Raw genomic sequence first — 11,444 nt, forward strand, 5'->3', positions numbered from 1 at the left:
TTGCAAGGAACATACTGTGCGTTTTGTCGCGCACGACAACGTCATGCGCCACAGATTGCTGTGGTCTAGTAGTAACACACAAGTAAGCGACGCCCAGCGCTGACGGCGTCCCGGCCGGGGATGTTTACACGAAAGCAACATAGGCCCGTGAAGGGCCTTCAGCTCGTGCGGTCTCAACTGTCGCGAAGAGCTCGCCGCTCGGCCTCGACGCGCACCAGATCGCGCTGGATCTGTCCGTACGCGTCGGCCTCTGCCGCGGCATCCGTTCTCTGCAGGGCACCGAGCAGCTCTTTCTTCTGCCGCAGCAGATCGCGGTCGATCAGGCCGGCGACGACGTCCTTGCAGTACGAGCCGATGACCTCGGGCCGCTCGGGGATGGGCGCGACGCCGAGCTGCTTGACCAGGGTCGCGAAGGGCAGCGGCACCTCGTCGGAGACACGGGCGAGCCAGTCGGGCGCTTCCCAGTGCTCGGCGCTCGTCGCGATCGCGTCGCTGACGACGGCGAGCGTGTTGTCGGTGAACGTGACGTTGGCGCCGCGGCGGATGAAGTCGAGCCCGACGTCGACGGGATACTGCAGCATCGCCATCAGCGCGTCCCGTTCGAGCCGCGTGGTGGGGTCGGTCGGCAGTTGCATGAGCGACAGGCTGTTGTCGAGCGACTGTTCGCCGGCGGCAGGGTCGGTGGATGGCGCGGACCGCGCGGTCTGCACGGCGCGACGCACCTCGTCCATGTCCATGCCGAGCCACTGGGCGGTCTGGCGGACGTAGCCGACCTCGAGCGCTTCGTCGCGGATGCCGGCGACGACCGGGGCCGTGGCACGAAGCGCGGCGACCCGGCCCTCGACCGTACGGAGGTCGTGGGCGTCGAGCACGCGCCGGATCATGAACTCGAACATCGGCTTGCGCGTCGTGACGAGGCGGCGCACCGCGTCGTCGCCGCGCGCGAGGCGCAGGTCGCACGGGTCGAGCCCGTCGGGGGCGACCGCGACGAAGGTCTCGGCCGAGAAGCGCTGCTCCTCGTCGAAGGCGCGGCTCGCGGCCTTCTGGCCGGCAGCGTCGGGGTCGAACGTGAAGATGACCTCGCCGGTGCTGCGCACGTCGCCCGCGACGTCGCCCATCACCCGGCGGATCATCTTGATGTGGTCGATGCCGAAGCTGGTTCCGCAGGTGGCGACGGCGGTGGTCACACCGGCGAGGTGGCACGCCATGACGTCGGTGTAGCCCTCGACCACGACGACCTGCTTGCCGCGGGCGATGTCCTTCTTGGCGAGGTCGAGCCCGTAGAGCACCTGGCTCTTGTGATAGACGGGGGTGTCGGGGGTGTTGAGGTACTTCGGGCCCTTGTCGTCGTCGAGCAGGCGGCGCGCGCCGAATCCGACGGTCTGGCCGGTGGTGTCGCGGATCGGCCAGACGAGCCGGCTGCGGAAGCGGTCGTAGACGTCGCCGCGGTCTCCCCTGCCGAGCAGTCCGGCGATGACGAGCTCGTCCTCGCTGTAGCCGAGCGTCTTGAGGTGCTTGCCGAGGGCGCCGCCGCGGGGCGCGAAACCGATGCCGAAGCGCTCGGCGGCGCTCTGGTCGAAACCGCGTTCGCCCAGGAACCGGCGGCCGGGCTCGGCTTCGTCGCTGCCGAGGCTCGCGACGTAGAAGTCGGACGCGGCCTGATTGGCGCTGAGGATGCGCGCGCGGTTGCCGTGGTCGCTCGCCTGACCGCCGTCTTCGTAGTGGAGCTCGTAGCCGAGTTTGCCGGCGAGCAACTCGACCGCCTCGGAGAAGGAGACGTGGTCCATCTTCTGCAGGAACGAGTAGACGTCGCCGCCCTCGCCGCAGCCGAAGCAGTGGTAGAAACCGACGCCGGGCCGCACGTGGAAGCTGGGGCTGCGCTCCTCGTGGAACGGGCAGAGGCCCTTCATCGAGCCGACCCCGGCGCTCTTCAGCGTCACGTAGTCGCCGACGACGTCGGCCAGATTGGTGCGCGACCGAACTTCGTCGATATCGCTTCGTCGAATCAGGCCTGCCACGCACACGATTCTACGGTCGCGGCGGCTCCCCCGCCGACGCGCGCACGCTGCGGTGGAGAGGAAGGCAAACCCCACCCTGCGAACAACCAGCCGCGCTCCGTTTTCGGAAATTCAGGAAGTCATGGATGGCGCTGCCGGGCGAGCCGCGGAACCCCGCGGGTTCCGCGGCGTCGCGTCGCGGCATCCACCGCACTCTTCCTGAATTTCCGAAGGGGAGGCCGCGCGGGGAGGCCGCGTGTGGCCGTGCTTGAAGCCGCGCGCTGGCGACGCGGGCGGGGCGGGAGCGGCGGCTCAGCCGACCAGTCGGGCGTGCCAGGCCAGCGCGGACTGGTCGGTCAGCGACGCGACCTGGTCGACGATCACGCGTTTGCGCGCGCTGTCGTCGGCGGCGTCACGCCAGTCGGCTGCGAATCCGGCGTCGAGGTTGCGCTCCCCGGTGGCGAGCAGCGCGTCGGCGAGATCGGTCAACGTATCCCGCTGCTCGGCGTAGATCGGCTTTCGCGCGTTCGTCGACATGACGTTGGCGGCGACGATGCCCTTGAGCACCGCGATCTCGGCCTGCGTGTTCTTCGGGATGACGACGTCGGCCCCGAACCGGATGAGCGCGCCCGAGGTGTGCGCCGCGCGGGTGGCGTGCACGGCCTCGTGCGCGAAGCGTCCGATCAGCTGGCTGGTGAGGTTCTTCAGTCGGGCGAGGTCGACGCGCGAGCCGTTCCACGCGCTCAGCCAGTAGTCGAGGCTGTCGAGGCGGTCGAACGCCGCGATCAGCTCGTCGTGGGTGAACTCGCCGCCGATCCAGACGAACATCGACTCGACCAGTTCGTCGTGGTCGACCCGGTCGCCGAGCGCGGGCACGTCGAGGTAGCCGCCGACGACCGCGTCCTCGAAGTCGTGCACCGAGTAGGCGATGTCGTCGGAGAGGTCCATGACCTGCGCCTCGATGCAGCGGCGGCGGTCGGGGGCTCCGTCGCGGAGCCACTCGAACACGGGCGTGTCGTCGTCGTAGAAGCCGAACTTGCTGCGCCCGCTCGGGTCGGGGATGCCCTGCGACGCCGGCCACGGGTATTTCGTGCTCGCGTCGAGGGAGGCGCGGGTGAGGTTGAGGCCGTAGGTCTTGCCGTCACGGCCGAAGACCTTGGGCTCGAGGCGGGTGAGCAGGCGCAGGGTCTGCGCGTTGCCCTCGAAGCCGCCGAAGTCCATCGCCCAGTCGTTGAGCGCTTTCTCGCCGTTGTGGCCGAACGGCGGGTGTCCGATGTCGTGCGCGAGGCAGGCGGTATCGACCACGTCGGGGTCCAGGCCCAGGCTCTCGGCGAGCTCGCGGCCGACCTGCGCGACCTCGAGCGAGTGCGTCAGGCGGTTGCGGGCGAAGTCGAGCCCCTGCGTCGGGCTGAGCACCTGCGTCTTGGCGGCGAGGCGGCGCAACGCACTCGAGTGCAACAGGCGTGCGCGGTCGCGGGCGAAGTCGCTGCGGCGGCTCGAGTGCTCCTCGGGGAGCCAGCGCTCGGCGTCCGCCTCGCTGTACTGCCCGGTATCTCCCCTAGCCACCACTGTTGTGCAATTCGGCCTCGACCAACTCGGTACGGAAGCTCTCGTCGAGCGTCCGGCTGTCGAGCCAGCCGTACGGCAGGCTCGGGTTCTTGGGGCTGCCGGCGCGGCCGCGGGGGCCCTCCGCCTCGCGGCCGGGGTACGGCTGGTCCGCGTCCAGCGTCGCGATGAGATCGTCGATCTCCTGCACGCTCGACGACATGGCGAGCGCGGCGCGCGTCTCGCCGCCGACCGGGTAGCCCTTGAAGTACCAGGCCACGTGCTTGCGCATGTCGCGGCAGGCGCGGGCCTCGTCGCCGTCATAGAACTCGATCAGCAGTTCGGCGTGACGGCGGTAGGCCTGCGCGACCTCGCCCAGCGTGGGCTGTGCCTGCAGTGTCTCACCGCGGAAGGCCGCGGCGAGATCGCCGAACAACCACGGTCGTCCCAGGCAGCCGCGCCCGACGACGACCCCGTCGCATCCCGTCTCATTGACCATTCTGACGGCGTCTTCGGCCGACCAGATATCGCCGTTGCCGAGAACCGGCACGTCGGTGATGGTCTGCTTGAGCTTCGCGATCGCGCTCCAGTCGGCCTGGCCGGAGTAGAAGTCCGCGGCCGTGCGGGCGTGCAGCGCGATGCTCGCGACGCCGGCACCCTGCGCGGCCTTCGCCGCCTCGATGTAGGTGAGGTGCTCGTCGTCGATACCCTTGCGCATTTTGACGGTGAGCGGGATGTCGCCCGCGGCCTTCACCGCACCCTCGACGATGTCGCGGAACAGATCCTGCTTCCAGGGAAGCGCCGCTCCCCCGCCCTTGCGGGTGACCTTCGGCACGGGGCATCCGAAATTCAGGTCGATGTGGTCGGCGCGGTCCTCGGCGACGAGCATCGTGACGGCCTCGGACACGGTCTTCGGGTCGACGCCGTAGAGCTGGATGCTGCGGGTCGTCTCCGACTCGTGGTGCTTGATCAGCCGCATGCTCTCGGGCGTGCGCTCGACGAGGGCGCGGCTGGTGATCATCTCGGAGACGTAGAGGCCGGCGCCGTACTCGCGGCAGAGCCGGCGGAACGCGGTGTTGGTGATGCCGGCCATGGGCGCGAGCACGACCGGTACGTCAAGGGCGATCGGCCCGATCTGTAGGGTAGGAAGTGTGGCTGTCACGGCGGTCATTTGTTCAATTCTTCCACGTTCTTTCACAACGGATACGCGAGGCGCCATGAGTGGTCGAGATCTGGTGCAGGCGGATGCCGCGGCGCGGGGCATTTCCATCGAGTTCGTCGAGCGTCCCGCCGCGGGGTCGCTGGAGGAGGCGGCCGCGCTGATGGGCCTGTCGCCCGCGGGAATCGTGAAGACCCTCGTGGTCAAACGCCACGACGGCACCTATCTGTTCGCGCTAGTCCCGGGCGACCGGCAGATCTCGTGGGGCAAGCTGCGCGGCGTGGTCGGGGTCAACAAGCTGCGGCTGCCCGAGGCGCACCTCGCCCTCGAGGCGACCGGGTTCGAGCGGGGCACGATCACACCGCTCGGCTCGTCGACCGCGTGGCCGGTCTTCGCCGACGAGCGGATCGTCGGACTGCGCATCGCGATGGGTGCCGGGCAGCACGGGATGAGCGCGTTCGTCGACGCCGACGAGCTGATCGCCGGGCTGGGCGCCACGGTCGCGGATATCTCGGACTAGCGCGCCCGCGCCGCGCGGCCTGTTTCGCGCCGTGCAATTTCGGAAATTCAGGAAGTCCTGCTCCGCGCCGGGGCGTCGCCCGCACGATTCCGGGCCGCGCCCGCTGCTGCGCGGCCAGACTTCCTGAATTTCCGATGGGTCAGCGCGGCTGCTGCGGTACCTGCCATACCTGCGCTGCCTGCGATGCCTGCCCTACCTGCGCAGGCTGCAGCTGCTGCGCAGGCTGCGCTACTCGCGCCACCGCCGGCACGGCCGCGGGGTGCGGCCCGGCCGGCAGCCCCAGCGCCCGGTACTCCCACCCGGCGGCGCGGTACCGGTCCGCGTCGAGGGCGTGCCGCCCGTCGACGACGTGCCGCGCCGCCACCAGCTCGCCGAGCGCGGCGGGGTCCGCGTCGCGGAACTCGTCCCACTCGGTCAGCAGCGCGACCACGCTCGCGCCGGTCACCGCCTCCGTGAGCGACGACGCGTAGTCGAGATCGGGGTAGGCGCGGTGTGCGTTCTCGGTCGCCTCCGGGTCGTAGACGCTGACGCTCGCGCCCTCGAGATAGAGCATCCGCGCCACGTCGAGCGCGGGCGCGTCGCGCACGTCGTCGGAGTTCGGCTTGAACGCCGCGCCGAGGGCCGCGACCCGCACGCCCTCGAGCGAGCCGCCCGCGAGTTCCCGCACGAGATCCACCGTGCGCACCCGCCGACGGATATTGATCGCGTCGACCTCCTCGAGGAACGCCACCGCCTGCCCGACCCCGAGCTCCGCCGCCCGGAACGTGAACGCCCGGATGTCCTTCGGCAGACACCCGCCGCCGAACCCGAGTCCCGGCTTGAGGAACCGCGGTCCGATGCGGTCGTCGTACCCGAGGGCCACGGCCAGCTGGTTCACGTCGGCCCCTGTCGCCTCGCACACCTCCGCCATCGCGTTGATGTACGAGATCTTCGTCGCGAGGAACGAGTTCGCGGCGACCTTGACCAGTTCCGCGGTGGCCAGGTCGGAGACGACGAGCGGGGTGTCGTCGTCGAGGATCGGCCGGAACGCCGCCCGCAGCTGCCCCTCCGCCCACTCCGACGAGACCCCGAACACCAGCCGGTCGGGGTGCAGCGTGTCGTCGACGGCGAAACCCTCGCGCAGGAACTCGGGGTTCCACGCCAGCTCGAGTTCGTCCCCGAGCGGCGATACCGCCTGCACCGCGGCCGTGATCCGCGACGCGGTGCCGATCGGGACGGTCGACTTGCCGACGAGCAACGCCTTCCGCGTCATCCGCCTCGCCAACTCGGTGAAAGCGGAATCGACGAAGCGCAGGTCGGCCGCGTTCGACCCGGGCAGCTGCGGGGTGCCGACACAGACGAAGTGGATGTCGCCGAACTCCGCCGCGCGGTCGAAGTCGGTGGTGAACCGCAGCCGCCCCGAGTCGAGCGCCTCGCGCAGCTTCTCGGGCAGCCCCGGCTCGAAGAACGGCGTGCGCCCCTCGGCCAGCGCCTCGATCTTGCCCTCGTCGACGTCGACGCCGAGCACGTCGAATCCGAGCGCCGCCATACACACGGCGTGCGTCGCGCCGAGGTAGCCCGTGCCGATCACGGTCATGCGCGGGTGGTCGACGATGGGTGCGCTGGTGGTCATGGTCATTCCTTCTCTCGGGTGAGCGGGATGCCGCGGCTGAGGCCGCGGCGGCGGTCAGTCCTGGCACTCGACGTTCGTGGTCCCCTCCGCCGCGCCGGTGGCCGTGTTCGAGCACTCGACGACGTTGTCCAGCTCGGGGGTCAGCGAATAGCCGAAGCCCGGACCGTCGACCGCGGCCTCGTTGTCGCGGAACACGTTGCCGGTGCCCCACCCGTCGAGGATCTCGTGCGTCTGGAAGCCGTCCTGCGGCGAGTTCGCGCCGGTGTTGCCCTCGATCAGCCAGTCGTTGCCCTTGACGTCGACCCACGAGTCGGCGCCGGTGATCGCGGACCCGTCGAAGGTGTTGCCACGGACGATCCCGTCGGCGGTGCCCTCCTTGAGGTCGATGCTCTCCGAGGTGGTGTCGGCGATGTCGTTGCCCTCGACCAGGTTGCGGTCGCTCGCGTCGGGTTCGCAGTCGCTGATGTCGCACCAGTTGCTCTCGGCCGTGCCGACGTAGATGCCCTCGCCGAACTTGGCCTTGCGCAGCCCCGTGTCGCGGATCGTGTTGCCGACGACCCGGTTGTCGGTGCTGAAGTCGCGGAGGTGGATCGCCTCGTCGCCGGTCTGCGAGACGTGCAGCCCGCTGATCAGGGTGTTGGTCGTGGCGTCCGCCATGACGCCCTTCTGCCCGTTCTGCACCGAGAACCCGCTGAGCACCCAGTGGTCCACGCCGTCGAGGTGCAGCACGTAGCCCTTGCGCGTGCCTCCCCCGTCGAGCACAGCGTCCTCGGGACCGCAGAGGGTGATCGGCTCGTCGGCGGTGCCGTCGGTCTCCGCGGTGAAGCGGCCGGAGTAGGTTCCGGGCTCCAGCGCGATCACGTCGCCCGGCGCGGCATCCTCGAGGGCCCGCGTCAGTTGCTTTTTCGTCGACACGGTGACCGTCGGCGAATCGCAGTCGCCGTCCACCCGGGAGACCGTCTGGACCGCGTCATCCGGAGTACCGATCGTCGGCCCGGACGCGGGCGACGCGACGACCAGCGCGGTCGTGACTCCCCCGGCCAGGATGAGACCCGCGGCGGCGATCAGCACGCCTTTTCCTGAGTTTCCGAACATGGTCGGCTCACCTCTTCCGAGAGTCATTTCATCGATTCCCTGCTGACGAACCCGCGGGTGAAGGCCGAGATCGGCACGCGGTCAGCGTAGGGGTGGCGGATCGTCGCCGTCGACCGGCTGGCGCGGGTGGCGAGAGCGGTGCCGACCACGACGAGGGCGAGGAGGATCCAGACGATGGTGAGCGGCTGGAACACCGCGTTCACGACGGTCGCGACGGTGATCGCGGGGTGCCAGTCGGCCGTGTCGTTATGGGCGACCGTCCCGCCCTCGGAGTCCTCGGTGAAGATCGGGATGCTGCCGAAGCCGGCGACGACGTTCGCGGTCACCGTCACGTCGCCCGCGTCGCCGACCAGGGTGACGCCGTGGTTGGAGACCCGGGAGACCGTGTTCCGCTCGACCGTCGCTCCCGCGTTGCGCACGTAGACGGCCGTGTCGCCGCCGGCGATGCTGTTGTCGACGACGGATGCCGCTCGGACGCCGTCCCGGATGGCGATCGACTGGCGCACCTGGTCGGTGAGCCTGTTGTCACTGATCGTCACGTCGCTCGCGTCGCCGTCGACGACGATGCCGCCGAGGTTGGCCGCGACCTCGTTGGTGCGGATCGACAGGTCGCTGCCGCCGCTCACCGCGATGCCGTAGCGCCCGTTGTGGCTGAACTCGCCGCGGGCGATCGTGCTGTCGCCGTAGTCGACGACCGCGGTGCCGGTCGCGCTCGGGCCCGCCGCGAGCGGACGGCCGTCGAGCGCGAGGCCGTCGCGCCCGTTGCCGGTGGCGGTGACCGCGGTGAACGCCACGTCGGTGCTCGACCGTGCCGCCCGGAATCCGTCGACGCCGTTGTCGCGGGATTCGGTGCGGACGATCGAGCTGTTCTCGACCGCGCGGTGGAAGACCACGCCGTCGACGAGGCTGTCGCTGATGCTCGAGTCGCGCAGCAGCACCCCGTGCGCGTTGGCGATGAAGACGCCGAACGCGTTGCCGCTGACCCGGAGGTTGTCGAGCCCCGCCGTCACGAGCGCGTCGGGGGTGGGTGAACCGGGCACGACGAGGGGTCCGGGAGGAAGGACCGGGGCACCGGTCGCCGTCGCAGCGGCCGACACGCTGTCGGGCGCGGGGTCGAGCAGCCCGTCGAACGTCGCCGCCTCGTCGGTGCCGGTGAGGGCGAGCCCCCCGGTGTTGCCGCTCCAGAAGCCGAGGTCGGAGACGTCTGCGTGCGAAACGGAAGCCCGGCCGCCGATCACCCGCACGTAGGCGCGGCCGTCGGTGGTCTGCGTATCGGGCGCTCCCGTGCTGCGGCTCCAGCTCGACAGCGAGACGGGCGCGGTCTCGGTGCCGTCGACGACGAGCGAGCCGCCCGAGGTCACTATCGAGACGAAGAAGTCGGTGTCGCTCGCGAGGCGGATGTCGAGGCCGACGCTCCCCTCCTCCGGGGCGAGGGCGAGGGTGGCGCCGCCGAGCACGACGATGTTCTCCGAGAGCAGGAAGAATCCGTCCGGGTCGCGTTGGAACGTGCCCGGGGCAAGGGCGGCGAGCTCCGGGGCGGAATACGGCTGCTCCCGGGGAGTCAGGACGAGCGTGTAGGTCGTCCCCGTCCGGACCCGGTACGGCGGAGTCGCGACGGTCGCGTCCCCGACCGCCGACGCCGAGACCCGGCGCACGTACGACAGCCGCTCCGACTCGGCCTCGACCAAAGCCGCCTCGGCCCGGGAGTCTCCCGGATACGCGCGCCCCGCCGCGACCGTCTCGGCGGCCGCGGTCGACGCGGCCATCGTGTCGGCCGCGTGCTCCCCCAGCAGCGACACCCGCACCACGACGACCGACGCGAGTATGCCGACGAAGAGGCCGAACGCGATCCCGATCACCACCGGCTGCTTCGCCCCGGACTGCCGGCCGCTCATGCCGCCACCTCCCGGGGACCGCCGAGGTCGTCGAGGTCGGATGCCGCGGCCGCCGTATCGACCGGTGCGAGGGTCGCGGCATCCTGCGCGTCGGCCCCCACCTGGTTGTCGTGCCGGGTCAGCCAGCCCTGCTTGTTCATCGTCACGAACGCGTACAGCTTCACGGGCAGCGCGACGAAGATCACGACGAGGGCGACGAGCGGGAGCAGCAGGATGTCGCCCGGGTTGCGGCGCAGATTCGAGATGCCCCGCAGCCCCCGCCCCAGCAGGAGCCACGCCGTCGCCGCCGTGATGCCGACGGCCGTGACATCCAGCCGGTTGAAAATCAGGTAGAACATGCTCAGGCCCATGGTCAGCGGCGTGATCAGGATCTGCAGCACCGTGATCTTCGCCACGAACGGAACCCGCCAGAGCCAGCCCTTCGCGATCGCGGTGAAGTAGCAGCGGTAGGAATTGCGGCTCCAGCGCACGCGCTGCTTGACGAACGCGCTGAACGTCGACGGGAACATCGACAGCGCCTTCGCCGACGACTGGTGCACGGTGCGCCATCCCGACGCCAGCACCAGCCAGGTGAGCCGGCCGTCGTCGCCCGAGATGCAGCGGCGGCCCATGAAGTACTCGTTCTCGAGGTCGTCGAGCACGGGCAGCACGGCGTCGCGGCGGTAGACGGCGGTGCGCCCCGAGATGCACGGCACGGCTCCGGCGCGCCCCATCGCGGGCACGTAGTCGTAGTAGCGCAGGTTCACTAGCCAGTCGGCGATGCGGCGCCAGATGCTCGACCGGCGTTGGTAGACGTTCTGCTGCGTGCTCACCCCTCCGACGCGCGGGTCGGCGAAGGGCTTCTGCGCGTTGCGGAGGAGCCCCGGCGTCCACGACGTGTCCGAGTCGACGAGGAACAGAATGTCGGATGACGCCTCCCGGATGCCCGCCCCGAGCGCCGATCGCTTGCCGGCGTGGTGGAACAGCAGCGGGCGCACCCGGTCGTCCCCGAGCTCGGCGATCCGGTCGTATGTGTCGACGTCGGCGACATCCAGGACGATGATGATCTCGGTCGGGTCCTGCTCACGCCAGGTGTCGAGACAGCGCAGGAGGATCTCGGGGTCCTCGTGGAACGACGGCACGACGACCGACGTCGTGCTGGCGAACCCGCTTTCGATCGGGCCGGCGAGGCGGGACGCGACGAAGCGGTAGAGCCAGAGCGCCCAGACGACGACGCCGGCGATGGCGACGGGCAGATACGGGCGTACCGCCCCGAACAGGTCGCCGAGATCGGCGAGCAGATACTGCAGTTCGTCGCTGAAGGTCATGCCCGGGCCCTCCGCCCTCGTCGCATTCCGGCACCGTGGAGTCGCAACAAGCCGAACCCATGGCGCGCACCGGAGTGCCGCCATAGCCCCGGACATCGGTGGCCGTGAGCCTGCGATAGAACTGCAGAGTCGGCTATGACCTCAACCTAGGCAGGTCGTCGAGGAGGGTTCAAGAGAGCAGAGTGAATATGAATCGTTATTAATGCGAGGGATGACGTGGGGCCGCGTTCTCGCTTGGAAAACGCTGGTCAGCGGGCAAATCCCTCGCCGCGCGCCGATGAGACAGATCTCACGGATGCGGCCTTGCGCGTTGC

At 69.9% G+C, this 11,444-nt stretch carries 8 protein-coding genes; 1 reads left to right on the forward strand and 7 read right to left on the reverse strand.

Annotated elements, in window-relative coordinates:
• Nucleotides 1-173: 173 nt before the first annotated feature.
• The 3 genes from dnaG to dusB form a co-directional block, all read right to left on the reverse strand.
• The gene (dnaG, locus tag HD599_RS08585; protein WP_184236011.1) at nucleotides 174-2,018 is read right to left on the reverse strand and encodes a DNA primase; all 1,845 of its coding nucleotides are present in this window, start codon (nucleotides 2,016-2,018) and stop codon (nucleotides 174-176) included.
• 291 nt (nucleotides 2,019-2,309) lie between these two features.
• A complete protein-coding gene (locus tag HD599_RS08590) occupies nucleotides 2,310-3,566 on the reverse strand; it encodes a deoxyguanosinetriphosphate triphosphohydrolase (RefSeq protein WP_184236014.1) in 1,257 nt (418 codons plus the stop codon).
• On the reverse strand, nucleotides 3,556-4,713 hold the full coding sequence (gene dusB / locus HD599_RS08595; protein ID WP_184236018.1) for a tRNA dihydrouridine synthase DusB: 1,158 nt from the start codon (nucleotides 4,711-4,713) through the stop codon (nucleotides 3,556-3,558). Before dusB ends, HD599_RS08590 begins: the two co-directional genes overlap by 11 nt.
• A gap of 46 nt (nucleotides 4,714-4,759) precedes the next feature.
• Here dusB and HD599_RS08600 point away from each other — a divergent pair, with 46 nt between their 5' ends.
• Nucleotides 4,760-5,221 (forward strand): aminoacyl-tRNA deacylase, encoded by a 462-nt coding sequence (locus tag HD599_RS08600; RefSeq protein WP_184236021.1) that lies wholly within the window; start codon nucleotides 4,760-4,762, stop codon nucleotides 5,219-5,221.
• A gap of 139 nt (nucleotides 5,222-5,360) precedes the next feature.
• On the opposite strand, the gene HD599_RS08605 is transcribed toward HD599_RS08600, so the two are convergent.
• The 4 genes from HD599_RS08605 to HD599_RS08620 are packed head-to-tail and all read right to left on the reverse strand — an operon-like array spanning nucleotide 5,361 to nucleotide 11,130.
• Complete coding sequence (locus HD599_RS08605; RefSeq protein ID WP_184236024.1) at nucleotides 5,361-6,833, reverse strand: UDP-glucose dehydrogenase family protein; 1,473 nt, start codon at nucleotides 6,831-6,833, stop codon at nucleotides 5,361-5,363.
• Nucleotides 6,834-6,887: 54 nt separating this feature from the next.
• On the reverse strand, nucleotides 6,888-7,955 hold the full coding sequence (locus HD599_RS08610; protein ID WP_184236027.1) for a right-handed parallel beta-helix repeat-containing protein: 1,068 nt from the start codon (nucleotides 7,953-7,955) through the stop codon (nucleotides 6,888-6,890).
• Nucleotides 7,952-9,823, reverse strand: a complete 1,872-nt coding sequence (locus tag HD599_RS08615; RefSeq protein ID WP_184236030.1) for a right-handed parallel beta-helix repeat-containing protein — start codon at nucleotides 9,821-9,823, stop codon at nucleotides 7,952-7,954. The genes HD599_RS08610 and HD599_RS08615 overlap by 4 nt, the downstream gene beginning before the upstream one ends.
• On the reverse strand, nucleotides 9,820-11,130 hold the full coding sequence (locus HD599_RS08620) for a glycosyltransferase (protein WP_184236033.1): 1,311 nt from the start codon (nucleotides 11,128-11,130) through the stop codon (nucleotides 9,820-9,822). The genes HD599_RS08615 and HD599_RS08620 overlap by 4 nt, the downstream gene beginning before the upstream one ends.
• Between the last annotated feature and the right edge of the window lie 314 nt (nucleotides 11,131-11,444).

It is taken from the genome of Conyzicola lurida (assembly GCF_014204935.1).
GTDB classification, from domain to species: domain Bacteria; phylum Actinomycetota; class Actinomycetes; order Actinomycetales; family Microbacteriaceae; genus Conyzicola; species Conyzicola lurida.

Bases quoted from the DNA above. Each gene is read 5' to 3' on its own strand.
- HD599_RS08605 (WP_184236024.1), bottom strand. From the start codon at position 6,833: ATGACCACCAGCGCACCCATCGTCGACCACCCGCGCATGACCGTGATC.
- HD599_RS08615 (WP_184236030.1), bottom strand. From the start codon at position 9,823: ATGAGCGGCCGGCAGTCCGGGGCGAAGCAGCCGGTGGTGATCGGGATC.
- HD599_RS08620 (WP_184236033.1), bottom strand. From the start codon at position 11,130: ATGACCTTCAGCGACGAACTGCAGTATCTGCTCGCCGATCTCGGCGAC.
- HD599_RS08600 (WP_184236021.1), top strand. From the start codon at position 4,760: ATGAGTGGTCGAGATCTGGTGCAGGCGGATGCCGCGGCGCGGGGCATT.
- HD599_RS08610 (WP_184236027.1), bottom strand. From the start codon at position 7,955: ATGACTCTCGGAAGAGGTGAGCCGACCATGTTCGGAAACTCAGGAAAA.
- dusB (WP_184236018.1), bottom strand. From the start codon at position 4,713: ATGACCGCCGTGACAGCCACACTTCCTACCCTACAGATCGGGCCGATC.